Source organism: Desulfatiferula olefinivorans, assembly GCF_054657895.1.
Genome location: NZ_BAAHXV010000007.1, coordinates 86,569 through 105,504 on the forward strand (window position 1 = coordinate 86,569; position 18,936 = coordinate 105,504).

An 18,936-nucleotide genomic window follows, 5' to 3' on the forward strand; every position below is an offset into this window, starting at 1 on the left:
TGAGCAAAAACGAAACAAACCAGGATGTAATCTATGATCGCCCCCGTCATTCTCGCTGTTGACGACAGAACGGAAAATCTCTTTATCATCGAGCAGATCGTCACCCAGTACATTGGCGGCGCCCGGCTCATAAAGGCCCTGTCCGCCGAAGAGGGGCTCAAGATCGCCCACGACCATCCGGTGGACATCGCCATCCTTGACGTACAGATGCCCACCATGGACGGCATTGAAATGAGCCGGAAGCTCAAGGAAAATCCCCGGACCAAAGACATCGCCATCGTGCTTTTGACCGCCCACCTGGCCACCCCCGAACTCAAAGCCAGGGGCCTTGAAGCCGGGGCCGACGACTTCATCTCCAAACCCATCGATGTAATGGAATTCACGGCCCGGATTCGCGTGATGCTGCGCATCAAAGACGGTGAAAAGGCCCTGAAAAACAGAAAAGAGGTGCTCGAAGCCACGGTCACGGAACGCACCCTGTCCCTGGCCCGGGCCAACCGGGCCCTCAAAATGCACAGTGCCTGCAACAAGGCCATTGTCCATACCCGTTCGGAATCGGAACTTTTGTCGGTCATCTGTGACACCCTGTCCAAAACAGGCGGCTACCCCCTTTGCCGGGTGGATTATCCGGACGCTCAGGCCCCGTCCGGAACGTGCCGGGCCCTTTCGTCCAGTCTCACGATTCCGCCTGCCGCCCGCCACGACGACCGCTCCACACCATCGGCGTTCGATCAGTGCTGCAGCGAGGTCACGACCGATCGTCGGCCCCTGGTCCTTCGAAACCTTCAGGCCCGCGAGGAAAAGGACGACCTCAGGGACGACGCGATTCATTACAAATACAAAACCCTTGCCATCCTACCCATCGTGACGGACCATGGCCCGGTCGGAACGCTGAGCGTGGGGGCGTCCGGCCTCAATGCGTTTGACGATGCCGAGATCGGTCTTCTGTCGGAAATCACGGCGGATCTGGCCTTCGGCATACAGACCTTGAGGCTCTACGATCAACAGGCCAAAACGGAGAAGTCCCTGCAGGAAAGCCGTGAAACCATGCGGGCCCTGCTCAACTCCCCGCCCGATTTTGCCTATCTGCTCGAACTGGACGGCACCATCCTTGCGCTCAACGACAACGCGGCCCGGATATTCAACCGAACCGCCGATGACCTGATCGGCAAAAATGTGTTTGACCTGTTGCCCTCATGGATTTCCGGGTATCGCCGGGAAAAACTGGCCAAGGCCGCGGATCTCGGAAAACCCTTTCGGTTTGAGGATGAAACCCGACGACGGCGTTTTGCCCACAATCTGTTTCCCATTTTCAACGAGCAGGGCGTGCTGTACAGAATGTCGATTTTCACACGGGACATCACCCGTGAAAAACAGCTGGAGAATGAATCAAGGCGGCTCACCGCCGCCATTGAGCAATCGCCGGAATCGGTTATTATCACCGACAAAAACGGCGTGATCCAGTATGTGAATCCCGGGTTTGAGAAAACCACGGGTTACACGCGGGAGGAAGCGATCGGCAAAAATCCCAGGTTCCTCCAAAGCGGCAAGCACAGCCGACGGTTCTATGTCGACATGTGGAAAACCCTGTCCGACGGGCGCATCTGGAAAGGGGAGCTGATCAACCGGCGTAAAGACGGGGCCTTGATCGAAGAAGGGGTCACCATTTCACCCGTGAAAGATGATTTTGGCAATGTCATCCATTATGTCGCCGTCAAACTGGATATCACGGAACAGAAAATCATGGGGCGTCAGATCCGCCAGGGACAGAAAATGGAAGCCATCGGCACCCTGGCCGGCGGCATTGCCCATGATTTCAACAATATCCTGTCCGCCATCATGGGATACACGGAGATTACCAAAAGTGCCCTCCCTCCGGAGAGCAACCTGAACACCTATCTGTCCAAAATACTGGCGGCCTCAAAGCGAGCCGCCGATCTTGTCAATCAGATACTCATGTTCAGCCGGAAAAGCGACACCGAGATGAGGCCGCTCAAGGTGAAGTCCGTTGTCAAAGAAGCGGTTGAACTGCTTAGGGCCTCGTTGCCCTCAACCATTGACATTGTCCAGAAGATTGAAAGCGATTCGTACATTCTGGGCGACACGACCCAGTTCCATCAGGTGGTCATGAACCTGTGCGCCAATTCAGGGTATGCGATGAAAAAAAAGGGCGGGGTCCTGACCATCGAACTTGAGGACATCCGCCCGCCCTACAGCGAGGAGGTGAACCGGCTGATCGCATCCGCCAGGGAAAATGAAAACGAGCCGCCGCCGTTCTGGGTTCAATTGAAGGTCATCGATACCGGCCACGGCATCGAAAAAAAGAACCTGAAACGCCTTTTCGATCCTTTCTTCACGACCAAGGCCATCGGGGAAGGAACCGGCATGGGCCTGTCCGTCGTTCACGGGATCCTGGAAAGTCACAAGGCAGCCATCCGGATCGAAAGCGAACCGGGCCGGGGCACCGAGGTGACGGTGTTGTTCCCGGCCATGAAACGGCAGAGTCTCAATGCGGCGGATTTCCTTTTGCCCGTTGAAAAAGGCTCGGAAACCGTTTTGTTGGTGGATGATGAACACGCCCTGGTTGACGTGAATTCACGGAACCTTGAGACCCTGGGATACATCGTGACGGCACGGACCTCCCCCGACGAAGCCCTTGAGTTGTTCAAACGGGCCCCCGACGCCTTCGACATTGTCATCACGGATCTGACCATGCCCGGCATGACCGGGGATGTGCTTGCCGAAAAAATCCTGGCGGTGAGGCCTGATATTCCGATCCTGCTGTGCACCGGATTCAGCACCCCCGAAACGGAAAAGCGTGCTGAAAAAATCGGCATCAGGCGGATCATCAACAAGCCGCTCACCACAAGCAAATTTTCCGAAGCCATCCGGTCGGTTTTAATGTCCCGGAAAAAATAATCCGTTCCAAACGGCTCCCTGACGTGCTTCAGCGTTATGACTTTTCTTCGTCGTGTTGCGGCAACGCATGGAGCGCATGGTTACACAGCGCCAGCCGGGACTGATGGAAATCAAGAAATTCATCCAGGGCGCCGAAGACGATCCGGATATCCCGGGGCAGGTCCGATCCGGTGCACCGACGCATGGTATCGCCCCTGCGATGGGCGGAGATGACCGCGTAGATCTCTTCGAGGGGCGCGATCACATGGTTTGACAGACTCCGTCTGAACACCATCCCGGCAAAAAAGACGGCGGACGCCATAAACACAATCCCCCAGGCCCCGGCATGGCCGAACTGCCTGGCACGGAGATCGGCCCGGACCATGGCGTCCCGGTTGATTTTCCCCAGGCGGCCGACGGCCGTCACGGTACGTCGGCGGGCATCGCCCTGCCCGGCAAAGGCGTCCTTATAATTGACGGCGATCAATGTGAGGACATCGGGCTCTTCGGTTTCGGTGATGTTATTCCGAGCCCGGGTGAGGGCGTCTAAGAAAATCTTTTCCCGGGCCCCATTGTCCTCTGCATCGTCTGTGATCAGGGCCAGACAGGTCAGCATGGTCTCACAGGCTTCCAGAGACTTCCCATTCCGGTCGATGATCACGGAAATGGCCGGACTCATCCGTGTAAACACGCCGACGGCTCCAAAGGCCATCAGAAGGTTGAGCCCGAGCAACAGCCACAAGCCGATACGAACCGGTTGTGCAATTTTCATCATCACACCCCTTTGACCAGTCTGGCTATGCCCGCTTCACTGGATACAATCATCAGATGATCCTCCTCACGCATGGGTTCGGTGGGCGTGGGCTGAACGAATTTTCCGGTGCCCCCCCGACGGATGGCGGCCACCGTCACCCCGAAGCGTTTGGGCAGAGCCAGTTCGATGAGATTTTTCCCGACCATGGACGGCTGGATGCGGATTTCGGTCAACAGAAGGTCCTCGCCCAGGGCGGTGTCGGCAATCACATGGCGGTAAAGAAGCCGGTTGGCAAAGCGTTTGCCGAACTCCTGCTCCGGATTGATGATCTGATGGGCGCCGACCAGTTGAAGGATGCGCTGGTGCAGCTTGTCGTTGGCCCGGGCCACGATGTACGGCGCGCCCATCTGCCGCAGCAGGGCCGTGCAGATGATCGACGATTCCTTGGAATCATCCCCGATGGCGCAGACCACGGCATCCCGTTTCCGGGGATGGAGCCGGGCGAGCTCGATCTCATCGGTGGCGTCCATGGTTAGGGCCTCGGTGACAAAGACGGCCGCTTCTTCGACCAGATGTTTCAGGGGGTCCACGGCCAGGACTTCAACGCCCTTTTCCGACAGGGTCCGGGCCAGGGCCATGCCGAACTGTCCCAGACCGATGATCAGTATCTGTTGAGGCATAACGGTTTTCCTTTAATTTAACGTGATTTCCACATCCGGACATCGGGAGACCGGCGAGGTCTGGTCCCCGCTGAGCAGCATGAACAGGGTCATGGGCCCCACACGTCCGGCGAACATGGCGATCATGATGATGATTTTTCCAATGGTATCCAGATGGGCGGTGGCCCCGGTGGTGAGGCCCACGGTTCCGATGGCGCTGGTGGCCTCAAAGATCAGATCCCGGGCCGAGAGCGGCTGGGTCACCGTGAGCATCAAAAGGACGAGAAACCAGATAAGCGCACCGGAGGCCGTGATGGTGACGGCCCGATAGATGGTTGCGGAAAGAATCCTGCGGTTTTGCAGGATGATCACATTGCGATTGGTGATATTGGCCATAAAGGTCAGGGCCAGAATACCGAAGGTGGTGGTCTTGATCCCGCCGGCCGTGCCGCCGGGGCTGCCGCCGATAAACATCAGGCAGAGCATGACAAGAAAGGTCGGGGTGATCACGGCGGCAATGTCCACCGAGTTGAATCCTGCGGTGCGCAGGGTCACCGATTGAAACCAGGCGTTGTGGAGTTTATCCGGCAAGGCCAGACCCGCCAGCATGCCGTTCCACTCGAAGGCCAGCATGAACAGCGTCCCTGAAACCAAAAGAACCACGGTGGTGACAAGGGTGATGCGGGCCGGAACGGAAATCCGCCTACCCCTCAGCCACCGCGGCACGATCAGGCTGGTGGCCGGAGCCAGACCGCCGACGATGATCAGAAGGGCGATCACATGCAGAATCAAAGGCTTATCCTGATAGGGAATCAGACTGTCGGTCTGCAGGGCAAACCCCGCATTGCAGAAGGCCGACACTGCCGTGAACACCCCCCGCCACGACGCCTGTGCCGGAGAATCGCCCAGGGAATAAAACAGCATGGAAAGGGCCGCGGCACCCAGAGCTTCCGCAATCAGGGTGAATTTCAAGATGGCGGCCAGCGAGGACACCAGTTCCTCATGGTCATTGCCGGTCATGGACGAGAGAATGCGCTCCTGCCGAAGGCTCAGCCGACGTCCCATGGCGTGGAGGGCCACGGTGGTGATGCTCATGATGCCCAGACCGCCAAGCTGGATCAGGATCAGAATGAACATCTGGCCCATCCCGGTAAAATCATGGGGCGTATCGAGCACGATGAGCCCGGTCACACAGACGGCGCTCACCGACGTGAAGGCCGCATCGACCAGGTCGATGGCGCCCGCCGTGGTCGCATGGGGCACATTCAAAAGCAGGGTCCCCAGCACGCACAGTCCGAAAAAGGTGGAAAGAAGAATCCGCGCCGGATGGTTGAGCAGGAGTTCCCATCCGTTCTGTCTGTTCTCCGCCCCCCGGACGGACCGGGGAACCGCAGAAAAATTGACAAGGCTCACGACAAGGGCCGCGCTCACCGTGTGACCGGTGGAAAAGGCCCAGAAAATCAGCATCAGACAGACGACGCCTGTGCCTTGCATCAGAAAAAAAAGGGGCGTTTTTCGTTGAAAGGTCCACTGAACAAAAAAAACCTGGCTGATCAGGGCGGAGGCCGCCACCGCCGCCGTAAAAGAAACGGTGTCTGTCGCACCGAGCAGCATGGACAGAGCCGTCATGACGGGCACCGCCGCGGCGGCGAATCGGGCCCGCTGCCGGCACCGGTGTTCATGGTCGCTTTTCCGTTCATCGCCCGCGTGCAGGCTGAAATCATACAGGGCAAAGCCCATGGCGATCACCACCACGGCAGCAAGCAGGGCGCCCCCGGGATCATTGAAAAAAGACGGCAGGGCTCCGCCGTACCCGGCCATGAGCGCCAGAAAACCGGCGGTCTTGCCGATCACCGGCCGTCGGAACAGGGTCCAGGCACAGATCAGGCAGGCCAGACAGGCCGCCGAGCCCAGCCCCATCCGCCACAGGGCAGGAAGGCCGTCGGCGGCACCCAGGGTCGCAAAAATCACGGGCAGGGGCGAAAGCGCCGTCAACGCCCCCTCCATACCGACATGGGGCAGCACGGATCGTGAAATTGTCCCTGTTTTCATACCCTCATCCTAAAACCGCCCGGGTCATCGGCTTATGCCCTATGAGCGGTCCCTATTCGTAATGAGTCCACATTCGAATAACTTTGACAGTTTTTTCATCATTCAGAATCTGGTAAACCATTCTGTGTTGAATGTTCAATCTTCGTGAATAGGCGCCTGATAAGTCACCGACAAGTTTTTCATAGGGTGGTGGTGTCTGGTATGGATTATGTTTCAACAATTCAATTATTTCTTTCGCCTTTGATTTCAACCCATGTGAGGCCAGTTTTTTTGCATCTTTCTGTGCGTGTTTCGTAAAAACGACCGTCCAATTCACCAGTCAAGCTCCTCGCTGCAATCGTCAATAGACGTTGCAAGGCCATTCCTGATGGATTCTCGCATTCCTGGAATATTCAAAAGAAACATGGTTTCCTGAATTGATTTCCAGTCTTCTTCTGAAATAAGAACGGCGTTTCCCCGTTTGCCTGTAATAATGATAGGTTCATGGGAGGAGGAAGCTTGATCAATCAGTCTGTAAAAATTTGAACGGGCTTCTGTTGCGGATAATATTGTCATCTCTGCCTCCTTGACGTTTATGGTAAAAGAGTACGACATCACGTACGCATTGTCAAGTTGGTGATACGGTGAAAAAAAGATGCCGATTATGGAAACATCAACCGGGGTCAGAGTTCAAGCAAAAGCCCCACGGGGCAATGGTCCGACCCCATAATGCCGTTGTCGATAAACGGTTCTTTGATCCATCCTTTGTCGATGATGTCCCGGGTCACGAAAAAATAATCGATGCGCCAGCCCGCGTTGGTTTTCCGTGCGCCGGACCGGTAGGACCACCACGAGTAGGTAACGGTATCGGGAAAGGCGTGGCGGAAGGTGTCCACATAGCCCCGCCGGACAATCTCGTCCATCCAGTCCCGCTCAATCCTCAAAAAACCCGAGGTGTTTTCGTTGGCCTTGGGATGTTTGAGATCGATCTCGTTGTGGGCGATGTTGTAGTCCCCGGTGATGATCAGGCTCCGGCCCCTGTCCTTGAGGGCGTCGGCGTAGGCGAAGAAGGCGTCGAAGAAATCCAGCTTGTACCGGAGGCGTTCGTCACTCATCTGCCCGTTGGGGAAATACACGTTGAACAGAATGAAATCCCCGAAATCGCTTTCAAGGATCCGGCCCTCGTCATCGAAGGCGGGAATGCCGATGCCGGTCTTCACCGACAGGGGCCGGACCTTGGAATAGGTGGCCACCCCGCTGTACCCTTTCTTCACCGTGGAATAGGACCAGTCGCTGTGATAGCCGTCGAACGCAAGCATCTCATCGGTTCTCTGATGCTCCTGGAGTTTGGTTTCCTGCAACGCCAGGATGTCCGGATCGAGGGTCCGGACGCTGCCGACAAAATCCTTGCCAAAAACCGCCCTCAGGCCGTTCACATTCCACGACACCAGTCGAATCGTTCGCGTCGTTCGCTTGGGCACTGAATTATCCTCAAAAAAAAATACTGTCTATTGGTATAGCTGATGGGCACGCTTTGCTTTGCCCATCATTTCCTTGAATCAACAAACAACAACGATGATACCCCAAAACAAAATTATCGATGGCACTGGGCGCAGGCGGTGGGGCCGGTTTTGGCGCCGTCTTTTTTCATGGAACGGTGGCAGTCCAGACAGTGGTTCATCACCTGCTTCTTCTGGAGTTTGCCCTCGGCTTTCATGGCCTTGACCACGGCTTCCTGTTTGGGAAACAGATTGTGGCAGATGCCGCAGTCGTTCAGGCTTGTCTGGTGGTCTTTATGGGGAAAAGACACATTGCCTTTTTTCCCCCCGTCAAGATCGATGACGGCCTTGCCCGTCGGTTCGTCGGCGGCAAACGCGGTCCCTGAAACAATCATCACGGTCATCATCACGGCGAGCAACAGTGTTTTCTTCATGGCGTTTTCTCTCCTTGTCAAAGGGTCACGGTAGTGTTGACTTCTTCCATGGTCACGATGGGCAGTGTCTGTTTGCCCTTGCCCAGAACCAGGTCCAATACCTTCTGGGGGGCACTTCGGTAAAGCAGTTTCACCTCGATGGTCAGGACACCTTTGTCAATGGGGGTGAACCGGACCTCTTCCCTCAGGGATTTTCCCGGGGGCACACGTCTGTCCTTGAGGATTTCACGGGCCTTGGCGATGTTCAGCACCGGATTGCCCTTACCGTCCCCGAAAACGGTGTTATAAATAATGGCGTCATCGGGCACATAGCCGTTTTTATCCGCAACGCCGCTTGAAAACACAGGCTTACCGGCGGCATCGTTGATACGGATGGACAGCCACATCTGCCTCACATCGGTGAGGCCCGTGGGCAGATCATGCCCGGCCCCGGTATTTTTAATGACGATGCCAAGACGCCCGGCCGCGATCCAGTCCGTATCGAGGGACAGTTCCGCGCAGTTCTGAAGACGTTCCAGAGCCATGGCCGCCTTGTCCGCCCCGCCAAAGCCCGGGGGAACGGCGGTGTTGGCGCCCACGAACACGTGGGTCCTTACATGCGCCCTCTCGGGGCCGTCATCTGAAGCCCTCCCCGGATGGGCAGGCCTGTCGGTCGACGCCGTGGCCGGAACTCCGGGCCGCTGGACCATATGACACCCCTGGCAGGTGATGGTTTGTGACGGATCGGCGGGACCGAACGGCCCTTTTATCCATTCGTCGTAGGTTGTCTCGAGTTTGGTCCCGAACGAGACATGGGACACGTTGTGACAGGTGCCGCAGATATCCGAAGCGGTATGCAGGGGCGAATAGGCGGTGTCGTGATAATCGGATTCGGCGTCGTCGCGGGGGCCGCGTTTGACGCCCGGGTCATCCTCCCCGAGGCCGGGACTGATGATCAAACCGTTGTTGACCATCCGGGTAACGCCCGTGGCCGAATGACAGTAATCGCACTGAATGCCCTGGGCGGCGATCGAAGACACCTTCGACGGGTCATCGGAGGTTTTCAGCGGATAACCGGTGAGGACCCCGACGGGGGTATGGCACTTGACGCAGGATTCGCTTTCGGCGATTTCACCGGGATCGGAAAGCCCCTTGAGCAGGTATTGGGACAGGGCCTGGTACACCGGATCGCTATGAGACAGATGGTGCATGGAAGCGGTCCACTGGCTGTAAATCCCACTGTGGCAGTCCCCGCAGGTCGCAGGATCGATGAAGCGTCCGGGCGCCAAAACGGCGTCGGAGGAAAACGCCGTGCCGATTCCGATCGGCACGGCGATAAAAACAAAAAAGACAAGCCCTTTCAGGCTGAGGCATCGCAACACGGCATCCATGGTGTGTCCTTTCCCGGTCCGGGAGGTCTTTCGTCATCACAGGCAGACGGACAGCACCATGAAAGGTCTATGCCTCGGCCTTGGCGGCGGCCTCCTTGCCGTAGGCCTGGGCCATTTTCATTCCACCCTCGACAACGGCGGATTTAAGCATCAGGGGGCCCCCGACCATGGCCATGCCGAAAATATTTTTCATGGTGTCAAAAATCCGTTCAGCCGCCTCGCCGCTCCATCCGTAGGCTCCGAATGCACCGGCGACCCTGCCCTCAAGCCCTGCTTTTTCCGCGATGAAAAGCAGGGTTTTCATGCTGTTCATCATCTCCCCGTGGTAGGTGGATGATCCGAACATGTAGATATCATACCCGTCAAGCTCCGATTCCTTTTTAATATCCTTGGCGTCGGAAAGGGTCACGTCCACCATGGAAAACCGCAGTCCTTCCGCAATGAACTCCGCGATTTTCCGGGTATCACCGGTGCGGGTCGAATACACAATCAGGGCCTTTTTCATGAACGAGTCTCCTTTTATAATGATTGATGGATAAATTCAATGCTTTTGACGCGTGGCTTTCCATGTCGGGCAACACGAACACAGCCACCGGGACCGAAAGCCCCGGGAACAGATGACCTCATTTACATACACATTCCATGCCGGACTATCAATCCTGTTAAGCGGTGGTGCGTTTTATAATGATGACGGGCAGTTGGTGGACACAGTCCACCCTACGACAGGCGGTCGTTTATGCGAAGACCGTCGTTGTTCGGGCAAATCCCTGTGGGGTGCCTAACCGCGAAAAGCCCCGCCCATGCGCAAACCCATCGTCGTCGTGGGCTGTGCCCACCGATATGGCCCTCATCCTTAATAAAATTCGATGACATACCAAATGAAAACCTGCTTTTCGATTTCGATTTGGATTGTTTTGGTAGACAGGACGGCCAAACCTTTATATGACAACGGGTGAAACCCACTTCATGAAAGGATCGCCCGTGAACACCCTCAAAGATGTCATTGCCTCGTCCGATCTGTTTTCGGGTCTGCCGGACGAACAGCTGGAGGCCCTGTGCCGGATCAGCGTGCCTCGGCTTTACAAAAAAGGGGAAACCATCTTTTCCGAAGGCGAGCCGGGAACGGGGTTTTACATCGCCGAAACCGGCATGATCAAAATATACAAGCTGTCCTTCGAGGGCAAGGAGCATATTCTTCACATCTTCGGCCCCGGTGAGCCCTTCGGGGAGGTTCCGGTGTTCACGGGCAAGCCGTTTCCGGCCGGCGCCATGGCCCTCAGGGAATCCCGGGTGCTCCTGTTTCCCCGGAGCGATTTTATCGATCTCCTGACCCGGGACCCGTCGCTGGCCCTCAACATGCTCGGTGTTCTTTCCATGCGGCTCCGGCAGTTCACGGTCCAGATCGAAAACCTGGCCCTCAAGGAGGTGCCCGCACGTCTGGCCGCCCACCTGCTCTGGCTGAGCCGGGAGCAAAACAACCGGGAACGGGTCACCCTGGATATTTCCAAAGGGCAGCTGGCCAGCCTTCTGGGAACCATTCCCGAAACCCTGTCACGGATCATGGCCAAAATGAACGGGCACCGGCTGATCGAGGTTCAGGGCCGGGACATCCTGATCCTGAACCATGACGGCCTGAAAGATCTTGCCGAGTTCGGAAAACTTGAGTTATAGTGGCCCATGCGTTACGACGGGCCCGGAGACAACCGCCCGGCCTTCGAGCGTATCCGATGTTTTGATACACACCTGTCTCAATAAACCGCAAGAGACAGACATGATACAAGAATTTCAATTCGTTGGGCCTGATCCCCCATCAGCCTTTGTCCCTCTGCCCACAGGCCGGGGACAAACGGCCGTCACCGGAGGGGCTCAACCGGGCCCGGCACGGAAAATCGTTTAACATCAGTTCTTTGACAAGCATTTTACCAAACCTTTCTTTTCTGGCATGAAATGTGATTGAGGAATCAGACATTTTATGCGACATCGCCGCCCGGCGGCATTTTATGTTGAACTCAACCCATCTCGACACCAGGAAAGGAAGGACCATGAAAAAGTTTGTTTGCACGATTTGCGGATACATCGCCGACGCTGACGCTGCCCCGGAAAAATGCCCCCAGTGCCAGGCCCCGGCCGCCAAGTTCAGGGCGCAGAGCAGCGGATCTGCCCCGGCATGGGCCGATGAACATGTGGTCGGCGTGGCCTCAGGGGTGGACCCTGAGATCATCGAAGGGCTCAAGATGAATTTCACCGGCGAATGCACCGAAGTGGGCATGTACCTGGCCATGAGCCGACAGGCCGACCGTGAAGGCTATCCGGAAATCGCCGAAGCTTACAAACGCATTGCCTTTGAAGAGGCCGAGCATGCCGCCAAGTTCGCCGAACTTCTGGGCGAGGTGCTCAAGGCCGATACGAAAACCAACCTTCAGATGCGCGTCGATGCGGAGCACGGGGCCTGTCAGGGAAAAAAAGACCTGGCGGTCCGGGCCAAACAGTTGAACCTCGACGCCATCCACGACACGGTGCATGAAATGTGCAAAGACGAGGCCCGGCACGGACAGGCGTTCGCCGGCCTCTTGAAACGGTATTTCGGATAACATTAAAAAACATGAAGGAGACTTAGACCATGGATTGTTATGAATGCCCCTGCGGTTATGTGTACGACCCCGAACTCGGCGACATCGAAAACGGCATTGCCGCCGGAACGGCCTTTGAAGATCTGCCCGATGACTGGGTCTGCCCGGTCTGCGACGCCGCCAAGGAATATTTCGAAAAAGTTGAATGATGTTAGACTCCCGTCCGCGGCGTTACCCGTAATCCCGCGGACCTATTCATTTTCATTGTCCTGATCCAAGGAGGCACCATGTACGAATGCAATGTCTGCGGTTATGTGTACGATCCGAAAAACGGCGATCCCGACAGCGGTATCGAGCCCGGCACCCCCTTTGACGATCTTCCGGCGGACTGGGTCTGCCCCGTCTGCGGCGTGGATAAAAACGAATTTTCCAAACAGTAGGCCCGACCTGCGAAAGAGGATGCCATGAGACCATTGAAGATAGCGGAAGGAATCTACGATGTGGGGGTCAAGGACTGGAACGTCAGGGATTTCCACGGCTATTCCATCCACGGAACCACCTACAACTCCTTTCTGATCATCGATGAAAAGGTGGTCCTGATCGATACGGTGAAAAAAGGGTTCGGCGATGAACTGCTCCGAAATATCGCCGCCGTCATCGACCCGGCAAAAATCGATTTCGTCGTCAGCAACCATACGGAATTGGATCATTCGGGCTGCCTGCCCCAGGTGATGGACGCCATCGGCAAAGACAAGCCCGTCTACTGTTCCAAAATGGGTGAAAAAGGCCTTAAGGCCCATTTCGGTAACGCGCTGAACCTTAACGCCGTGGAGGGCGGAAGCTCCATGTCCATCGGGCGAAGGACCCTGACCTTCATGGAAACCCGGATGCTCCACTGGCCGGACAGCATGTTCACCTACCTGCCCGAAGACAAAATCCTTTTTTCCAGCGACGCCTTCGGTCAGCATTACGCCGATCAGGAAAACTTCGACGACGAGGTGGGACAGGCAATCGTCAAGCATGCCAAGAAATACTACGCCAACATCCTTCTGCTCTACTCTGCCAAGGTCAAGGCCCTGATCGAATCCGTCGTCGCCTCGGGCATCGAAATCAAGACCATCTGCCCGGACCACGGTATCATCTGGCGCAAGGATCCGGGATTTATCATCAACAAATACCTGGAATGGAGTGAACAGACGCCCGCCAAAAAAGCCGTGGTGCTCTACGACACCATGTGGGAAAGCACCGAAAAAATGGCCAAGGCCGTGGCGGCGGGCCTGAACCACGAAGGCGCGGACGCGGTCCTCATGCATGTCCGCAAATGGCACCGAAGCGACGTGATCACCGAAGTGATGGACGCAAAGGCCCTGATTCTGGGTTCACCCACCCTGAACAACGGCCTGTACCCCACCTTGTGCGACGTGCTGACCTACATCAAGGGCCTGAAACCCAAAAACAAAATCGGCGCGGCCTTCGGCTCCTACGGCTGGAGCGGTGAGGCGGTCAAGCTGCTCAACGCGGAGCTTGCGGCCATGGGCATCGAACAGGTTCACGACGGATTGAAAATCCAGTATGTCCCCGATGACAATCAACTCGCCGCCTGCTTCGAATTCGGAAAAACCCTTGCCGCAAAACTGTGAGGGACGCCATGGGCGGCAGAGTCCTCAAAAAACGGCTTGAATCCCTGCTTCTGGCGGAACCCTGGAACGAGGCCCTGACGGACCTTGCCGGGGCTCCGCCCAGGCAGAGCATCAATGCCCTGATCTCGTTTTTCTGCAGCCTAAGCCCCCTTCTGAAATGGCGGGCCGTGTCCGCGGCGGGCACGGTGACGGCCGGCCTGGCCGATCACAGCCCCGAAGAGGCCCGGGTAATCATGCGGCGCTTGATGTGGACGCTCAACGACGAATCCGGGGGCATCGGCTGGGGCGCCCCCGAAGCCATGGGCGACATTATGGCGAAAAGCCCGGTCCTGGCCTCTGAATACAACCGGATCCTCGTGTCCTACCTGGACGAGGACGGCAATTATCTCGAACACGAACCCCTTCAGACCGGGCTGCTCTGGTCCGTTTACCGTCTGGCCGGGGCTGATCCGGCCCGCATCATGCGGGCGGCGGCCTTCACCCGCCCGTTTCTTTCATCCGCCGACCCCGAAAAACGCGGGCTGGCCTGCCTGATCGCAGGGGCCCTCAGGGACCATGATGCAAAGGCCCCTCTGACGGCCCTGCTTGCGGACCCGTGTGAAATCACGTTATACAGCCATGGCTATTTCCATGAAAAAACGATACAATGCCTGTCTGAACACGCCTTGAAAAGGATCGTATCCCCATGAAAATGAGCTGTAAAATCCGACTGGACGAATTCATGGCCGGCCTCATCCGCCGGAATCCCGGTGAGAGCGACTTCCACCAGGCCGTCTTCGAGGTGGCCCGGGATATCCTTCCCTTTGTGGAATCGCGAAAAATCTACTGCGACAACCGGATCCTCGAACGCATGACCGAGCCGGACCGCATCGTGATCTTCCGGGTCAGCTGGGAGGACGACGACGGCAACATCCGGGCCAACCGGGGCTACCGGGTCCAGTTCAACAACGCCATCGGTCCCTACAAGGGCGGCCTGCGCTTCGACAAGGGCCTGACCCTCGACACCTTGAAATTTTTAGGCTTCGAACAGACCTTCAAAAATTCCCTGACGGGGCTTCCTCTGGGCGGGGCCAAGGGCGGCTCGGACTTCAATCCCAAGGGCAAATCCGACCACGAGGTGATGCGGTTCTGCCAGTCGTTCATGACCGAACTGTTCCGGCACATCGGCCCGGACACGGACATCCCCGCCGGAGACTTAGGGGTGGGCGGCCGGGAAATCAGCTACATGTACGGCCAGTACAAACGCCTGACCAACACGGTCACCGGCACCCTCACCGGCAAGGGCCTGTCCTACGGCGGCAGTATGGTCCGCACCGAGGCCACGGGGTACGGCCTGGTCTACCTGACCGACACCATCCTCACCCATCACGGCAACGGCCTTGCGGGAAAAACCGCCCTGGTCTCCGGATCGGGCAACGTGGCCCAGCACACGGTGGAAAAGCTGCTCGAGTACGGCGTCACCGTGCTGACCATGTCGGACACCTCCGGATTCATCTACGACAAAAACGGCATCGACGCGGAAAAACTGGCGTTTATAAAACAGCTTAAAAACGTCGAGCGAAAACGGATCTCCGAGTATGCCGCCGCCTTCGGGGCCGAGTTCCATGAGGGACAGAAACCCTGGAAAGTCCCGGCCCAGCTGGCCTTCCCCTGCGCCACCCAGAACGAGATTCTGGAACTGGACGCCAAGGCCCTGGCCGACAACGGCTGCCTGGTGGTGGCCGAAGGGGCCAACATGCCCGTGAGCAACGAGGGCATCGACATCTTTGACCGGGCAGGCGTCCTGTTCGCACCGGCCAAGGCCGCCAATGCGGGCGGCGTGGCCGTTTCCGGCCTTGAGATGGCCCAGAACAGCCTGCGCCTGTCCTGGACCCGGAAGCAGCTGGACGCCAAACTGAAAAACATCATGAGGCACATCCACGAGCAGTGCGTGGAATACGGCACGGACGAGGGCCGTGTCAACTATCGAAAAGGGGCCAACATCGCCGGATTCATCAAGGTGGCCGAGGCCATGGTGGCCTTCGGAAACTGTTGACGGCAAAGAAAAACGTCCGATTTCTGCGTTGCGCTTCATCCCTCGTCACTGCGGCGTACCCTAAGTACGCCTCATTCCTCGGGATTCGCGACGCCTTGAACTCAAACGTTTTTCTTTGCCGTCATGTGATGACTTTTTACGAGTTCATCATGATTCAATACATCAAAAAAAGGAGACCGATCATGAAAATGGAACAGTACATCAGAGCCTTTGCCGGAGCGTTTATTTTGATCACCGTCTTTCTTGCCCTGTTTTCCAAATGGTGGCTGCTTCTGACGGCCTTTGTGGGGGCAAACCTGCTTCAGTCGGCCTTCACCGGGATCTGCCCCCTGGAAAACATCCTGACCAAACTCGGAATCCCCAAGGAGTGACATCCCGTATTTTTCCCGATTGATCACCCTTCACGCGCCAAGGTGAACCCATGAATACACGTCCTGTCCTGATCATGGTCCTTTTCGGCCTTTTCTTCGCCCCGCGGCCCTGGGCAAGCGATGCCCGCGCCCTGGACCGCTACGACTACGAAAGGATCAAAAAGGATTTCAACGACTATTACTGTCCCATGCCCGAAGCGGCCGGGGCGACGGGCGGCAGCGCTCCCTGCGCCGCGGATCAGGCCCTGACCCTCAAGGCCGCCCTGGCCCTGGCCCTTGGGAACAATCCGGACACCCAGATCGCCGCGGCTCGGATCGAGCAGAGCCGGGCCCAGCTCGATCGGGCCAATGCGGCCTTCATGCCGACGGTGGATGTCTACACCGAATACACGAGGGGGGACTTCCCGTCGGGGTATCTGTTCAAGACCATTGACCAGCGGCAGTTCGTAAACGGTACCGACTTCAACGATCCGGGCATTGTCGAGAATTTCGAAACCGGCATATCGGCCCGGCTCCCCCTGTTCAACGGCGGACGAAACCTCCTGGGCCGGGCCATGGCCAAAGAGGACCTGGCCATAAATACATGGAACGCCCAGGCATCGAAAAACCAGGTGGCGGCCCAGGTGATCCACGCCTGGTACGACAGCCTGTCGGCCCGGGAATTCATCACCATCGCCGAAGAATCCGTGGCCACGGTAAAAAACCAGCTGTCCGTCATGCAGGTTCGGTTCGAGGGGGGCAGCGCGCTCAAATCCGACATTCTCTCGCTCAAGGTCCGACTGGCCCAGGCGGAAGAGGACCTGCTGAAAAGCCAGAACCGGGCGAAGCTGGCCCTGGCGGCCCTGTCCACCGTTCTGGGCATCTGTCCGGACAGCCCCCTTGAAATCGACAGTTCGCCCTTTTCCCTTTCCAATATTCCTGACACCTACGACAAGGGCATGACCGCGGCCCTCGACAACCGCCCCGAGCTGAACACCGTCCGGGCGGCGGTCCGTCAGTCCCGCATGGCCCGGGATCTGGCCAAAAGCGCCTACCTTCCAACGGCCGGCCTCATGGGCAAATACTATGTGGACGACCCGTCCATGGACTATGACAGGGACCGGGAAAACTGGGCCGTCGGCGTGACCGTCAACTGGAATCTGTTCGCCGGTCTGTCGGACAAGGCCGGCGAAACCCTGGCCGAGGCCCGGCTTCGGGAAGCCCTGACCTCGGACAGAAAAACCCTTCTGTCGGTAAGCTATGAAGTCAAAAACGCCTTCATCCGGCGCGACGAAGCCCAGTCCCGCATCGACGTCGCCCGATCCGGCGTTCGGCTGGCCCAGGAGTCCTATGATTTGGTCAAGCGCCAGTATGAGGGCGGTTCGGCCACCATCACCCGTTATCTGGAAGCCGAGCTTGACTGGAACGCGGCCCGGATCCGTTCGACGGCGGCATACTACGATCACCAGAAAGCCCTGGCCGACATCGCCCGCGCAACGGGCCTGCTCACCCGTCCCAACGCCCTGATTCCCAAGTCGAACAAGGAGATTTTCGATGAAAACCGGTAACGCGTTTACAACCCCTTCGCTGTCAGCTTTCCTGATCGGTCTGGTCTTTCTCGCCGCCTGCGGCTCCGACGGCCCGACTGACGAAAATATCGAAAACCAGGGGCCGGCCGTCTCCGCCACGGACCAGGCCCGCCTGGAAACCATCACCCAGTGGTACGATGCCGTGGGCAGCATCCGGCCCAAAACCGAAACCGTCATCGAGGCCCAGGTCCCGGCCCAGATCACAAAAATCCTGATCACGCCGGGGGCTTCCGTGACCAAGGGCGACACCATCATGCTGCTGGACAACCGCCAGTACACGGCCCGGCTGGAAAGCGCAAAACAGGGGGTCACAGCGGCCCAGGCCGCCCGGGAGCAGGCCAACCAGGGCCTGATCGCCGCTGAAGCCAATCTGACCCAGGCACAAACGGAATACGACCGAATCAAACATTATTTCGAAACCCAGGCCGCCACCAGTCAACAGCTCGAGCAGGCAAAGGCCGCGTTCATCACCGCCGAAGCCGGCGTCAAACAGGCCAAGGAAGCCCAGACCGCCGCCGAAGCGGGCATCAACCAGGCCCGGCAGGCGGAAAAGGAAGCGGCCATCGCCCTGGGTTACACCGTCATCACGGCGCCCGACAGCGGCGTCATCCTCAAACGCATGGCCGAGCCCGGCGACATGGCCCTGCCCGGCAAACCCCTGGCCGTCATGCGGACCAGCGGATCCCTGCGCATCGAAGCCTATGTCCGTGAAGGCCTGATCGGCAAGGTGGCCGGCGGCACCGAACTTGGGGTGGACATCACCACCCTTGGCATCCGGTCCCAAGCCACGGTCGACGAGGTGGTGCCCTACGCCGACCCGAAAACCCGAACCTTCCTGGTCAAAGCCCAGCTACCCGATATCGAGGGACTTTATCCGGGCATGTACGCCAAGCTCCTGATTCCGGTCATGGACCGACAGGTGGTCACCGTTCCGGCCCGGGCCGTTCAGACCGTGGGACAGATGGAACTGGTTCTGGTCCGGGAAAACGAGGCCTGGAAACGGCGTTTCATCAAAACCGGCGCGATGCTGGGCGACCGGGTGGAGGTCCTTTCGGGCCTTTCCGGCACGGAAACCGTGGGCTACTAAACGGCCATGGGCCGCAACAA

Annotated in this window: 20 protein-coding genes; 11 read left to right on the forward strand and 9 right to left on the reverse strand. The window is 57.8% G+C overall.

What is annotated here, in order from left to right; translation table 11 throughout:
• Positions 1–33: 33 nt before the first annotated feature.
• Positions 34–2,919 carry a response regulator gene (locus tag ACYQ11_RS07365; protein ID WP_459923121.1) on the forward strand — a complete coding sequence of 962 codons (2,886 nt, stop codon included), beginning with the start codon at positions 34–36 and terminating at the stop codon, positions 2,917–2,919.
• 34 nt (positions 2,920–2,953) lie between these two features.
• Here the strand turns inward: ACYQ11_RS07365 and ACYQ11_RS07370 are convergent, their stop codons facing one another.
• From ACYQ11_RS07370 to ACYQ11_RS07410, 9 genes are all read right to left on the reverse strand, one after another.
• Positions 2,954–3,673, reverse strand: coding sequence for a hypothetical protein (locus tag ACYQ11_RS07370; protein ID WP_459923122.1), 720 nt, complete (start codon positions 3,671–3,673; stop codon positions 2,954–2,956).
• Positions 3,673–4,332 (reverse strand): potassium channel family protein, encoded by a 660-nt coding sequence (locus tag ACYQ11_RS07375; protein ID WP_459923123.1) that lies wholly within the window; start codon positions 4,330–4,332, stop codon positions 3,673–3,675. The genes ACYQ11_RS07370 and ACYQ11_RS07375 overlap by 1 nt, the downstream gene beginning before the upstream one ends.
• Positions 4,333–4,344: 12 nt before the next feature.
• On the reverse strand, positions 4,345–6,363 hold the full coding sequence (locus ACYQ11_RS07380; RefSeq protein ID WP_459923124.1) for a TrkH family potassium uptake protein: 2,019 nt from the start codon (positions 6,361–6,363) through the stop codon (positions 4,345–4,347).
• A gap of 52 nt (positions 6,364–6,415) precedes the next feature.
• The gene (locus ACYQ11_RS07385; RefSeq protein WP_459923125.1) at positions 6,416–6,679 is read right to left on the reverse strand and encodes a Txe/YoeB family addiction module toxin; all 264 of its coding nucleotides are present in this window, start codon (positions 6,677–6,679) and stop codon (positions 6,416–6,418) included.
• On the reverse strand, positions 6,676–6,918 hold the full coding sequence (locus ACYQ11_RS07390; RefSeq protein WP_459923126.1) for a type II toxin-antitoxin system Phd/YefM family antitoxin: 243 nt from the start codon (positions 6,916–6,918) through the stop codon (positions 6,676–6,678). Before ACYQ11_RS07390 ends, ACYQ11_RS07385 begins: the two co-directional genes overlap by 4 nt.
• 107 nt (positions 6,919–7,025) lie before the next feature.
• The gene (locus ACYQ11_RS07395) at positions 7,026–7,823 is read right to left on the reverse strand and encodes an exodeoxyribonuclease III (RefSeq protein ID WP_459923127.1); all 798 of its coding nucleotides are present in this window, start codon (positions 7,821–7,823) and stop codon (positions 7,026–7,028) included.
• 113 nt (positions 7,824–7,936) lie between these two features.
• On the reverse strand, positions 7,937–8,275 hold the full coding sequence (locus ACYQ11_RS07400; protein ID WP_459923128.1) for a cytochrome c3 family protein: 339 nt from the start codon (positions 8,273–8,275) through the stop codon (positions 7,937–7,939).
• 17 nt (positions 8,276–8,292) lie between these two features.
• Entirely contained in the window at positions 8,293–9,645 is a 1,353-nt protein-coding gene (locus ACYQ11_RS07405; RefSeq protein ID WP_459923129.1) for a multiheme c-type cytochrome, read from the reverse strand.
• A 67-nt stretch (positions 9,646–9,712) separates the two neighbouring features.
• Positions 9,713–10,150: a flavodoxin domain-containing protein gene (locus ACYQ11_RS07410; RefSeq protein WP_459923130.1), complete on the reverse strand. Its 438-nt coding sequence runs from the start codon at positions 10,148–10,150 to the stop codon at positions 9,713–9,715.
• A 476-nt stretch (positions 10,151–10,626) separates the two neighbouring features.
• On the opposite strand from ACYQ11_RS07410, the gene ACYQ11_RS07415 reads away from it, so the two are divergent.
• The 10 genes from ACYQ11_RS07415 (at position 10,627) to ACYQ11_RS07460 (ending at position 18,916) form a co-directional block, all read left to right on the forward strand.
• Entirely contained in the window at positions 10,627–11,316 is a 690-nt protein-coding gene (locus ACYQ11_RS07415; RefSeq protein WP_459923131.1) for a Crp/Fnr family transcriptional regulator, read from the forward strand.
• 371 nt (positions 11,317–11,687) lie between these two features.
• Complete coding sequence (locus tag ACYQ11_RS07420) at positions 11,688–12,236, forward strand: ferritin family protein (protein WP_459923132.1); 549 nt, start codon at positions 11,688–11,690, stop codon at positions 12,234–12,236.
• Between the two features lie 29 nt (positions 12,237–12,265).
• Positions 12,266–12,424, forward strand: a complete 159-nt coding sequence (locus tag ACYQ11_RS07425) for a rubredoxin (protein ID WP_459923133.1) — start codon at positions 12,266–12,268, stop codon at positions 12,422–12,424.
• A gap of 78 nt (positions 12,425–12,502) precedes the next feature.
• Positions 12,503–12,655, forward strand: a complete 153-nt coding sequence (gene rd / locus ACYQ11_RS07430; RefSeq protein ID WP_459923134.1) for a rubredoxin — start codon at positions 12,503–12,505, stop codon at positions 12,653–12,655.
• Between the two features lie 24 nt (positions 12,656–12,679).
• On the forward strand, positions 12,680–13,855 hold the full coding sequence (locus ACYQ11_RS07435; protein ID WP_459923135.1) for an FprA family A-type flavoprotein: 1,176 nt from the start codon (positions 12,680–12,682) through the stop codon (positions 13,853–13,855).
• Positions 13,856–13,863: 8 nt separating this feature from the next.
• A complete protein-coding gene (locus ACYQ11_RS07440) occupies positions 13,864–14,544 on the forward strand; it encodes a DVU0298 family protein (protein ID WP_459923136.1) in 681 nt (226 codons plus the stop codon).
• Positions 14,541–15,890, forward strand: a complete 1,350-nt coding sequence (gene gdhA, locus ACYQ11_RS07445; protein ID WP_459923137.1) for an NADP-specific glutamate dehydrogenase — start codon at positions 14,541–14,543, stop codon at positions 15,888–15,890. The genes ACYQ11_RS07440 and gdhA overlap by 4 nt, the downstream gene beginning before the upstream one ends.
• A gap of 182 nt (positions 15,891–16,072) precedes the next feature.
• Positions 16,073–16,261 (forward strand): YgaP family membrane protein, encoded by a 189-nt coding sequence (locus ACYQ11_RS07450; RefSeq protein WP_459923138.1) that lies wholly within the window; start codon positions 16,073–16,075, stop codon positions 16,259–16,261.
• Between the two features lie 50 nt (positions 16,262–16,311).
• Positions 16,312–17,808, forward strand: a complete 1,497-nt coding sequence (locus ACYQ11_RS07455; protein ID WP_459923139.1) for a TolC family protein — start codon at positions 16,312–16,314, stop codon at positions 17,806–17,808.
• A complete protein-coding gene (locus ACYQ11_RS07460; protein WP_459923140.1) occupies positions 17,795–18,916 on the forward strand; it encodes an efflux RND transporter periplasmic adaptor subunit in 1,122 nt (373 codons plus the stop codon). Before ACYQ11_RS07455 ends, ACYQ11_RS07460 begins: the two co-directional genes overlap by 14 nt.
• The last annotated feature ends 20 nt before the right edge of the window (positions 18,917–18,936 follow it).

Excerpts from the sequence above, each read along its gene's own strand:
- ACYQ11_RS07410 (WP_459923130.1), bottom strand. The coding sequence starts at position 10,150 with ATGAAAAAGGCCCTGATTGTGTATTCGACCCGCACCGGTGATACCCGG.
- ACYQ11_RS07380 (WP_459923124.1), bottom strand. The coding sequence starts at position 6,363 with ATGAAAACAGGGACAATTTCACGATCCGTGCTGCCCCATGTCGGTATG.
- ACYQ11_RS07435 (WP_459923135.1), top strand. The coding sequence starts at position 12,680 with ATGAGACCATTGAAGATAGCGGAAGGAATCTACGATGTGGGGGTCAAG.
- rd (WP_459923134.1), top strand. The coding sequence starts at position 12,503 with ATGTACGAATGCAATGTCTGCGGTTATGTGTACGATCCGAAAAACGGC.
- ACYQ11_RS07370 (WP_459923122.1), bottom strand. The coding sequence starts at position 3,673 with ATGATGAAAATTGCACAACCGGTTCGTATCGGCTTGTGGCTGTTGCTC.
- ACYQ11_RS07390 (WP_459923126.1), bottom strand. The coding sequence starts at position 6,918 with ATGACAATATTATCCGCAACAGAAGCCCGTTCAAATTTTTACAGACTG.
- gdhA (WP_459923137.1), top strand. The coding sequence starts at position 14,541 with ATGAAAATGAGCTGTAAAATCCGACTGGACGAATTCATGGCCGGCCTC.
- ACYQ11_RS07425 (WP_459923133.1), top strand. The coding sequence starts at position 12,266 with ATGGATTGTTATGAATGCCCCTGCGGTTATGTGTACGACCCCGAACTC.
- ACYQ11_RS07450 (WP_459923138.1), top strand. The coding sequence starts at position 16,073 with ATGAAAATGGAACAGTACATCAGAGCCTTTGCCGGAGCGTTTATTTTG.
- ACYQ11_RS07440 (WP_459923136.1), top strand. The coding sequence starts at position 13,864 with ATGGGCGGCAGAGTCCTCAAAAAACGGCTTGAATCCCTGCTTCTGGCG.
- ACYQ11_RS07365 (WP_459923121.1), top strand. The coding sequence starts at position 34 with ATGATCGCCCCCGTCATTCTCGCTGTTGACGACAGAACGGAAAATCTC.
- ACYQ11_RS07420 (WP_459923132.1), top strand. The coding sequence starts at position 11,688 with ATGAAAAAGTTTGTTTGCACGATTTGCGGATACATCGCCGACGCTGAC.
- ACYQ11_RS07400 (WP_459923128.1), bottom strand. The coding sequence starts at position 8,275 with ATGAAGAAAACACTGTTGCTCGCCGTGATGATGACCGTGATGATTGTT.
- ACYQ11_RS07405 (WP_459923129.1), bottom strand. The coding sequence starts at position 9,645 with ATGGATGCCGTGTTGCGATGCCTCAGCCTGAAAGGGCTTGTCTTTTTT.
- ACYQ11_RS07375 (WP_459923123.1), bottom strand. The coding sequence starts at position 4,332 with ATGCCTCAACAGATACTGATCATCGGTCTGGGACAGTTCGGCATGGCC.
- ACYQ11_RS07455 (WP_459923139.1), top strand. The coding sequence starts at position 16,312 with ATGAATACACGTCCTGTCCTGATCATGGTCCTTTTCGGCCTTTTCTTC.
- ACYQ11_RS07460 (WP_459923140.1), top strand. The coding sequence starts at position 17,795 with ATGAAAACCGGTAACGCGTTTACAACCCCTTCGCTGTCAGCTTTCCTG.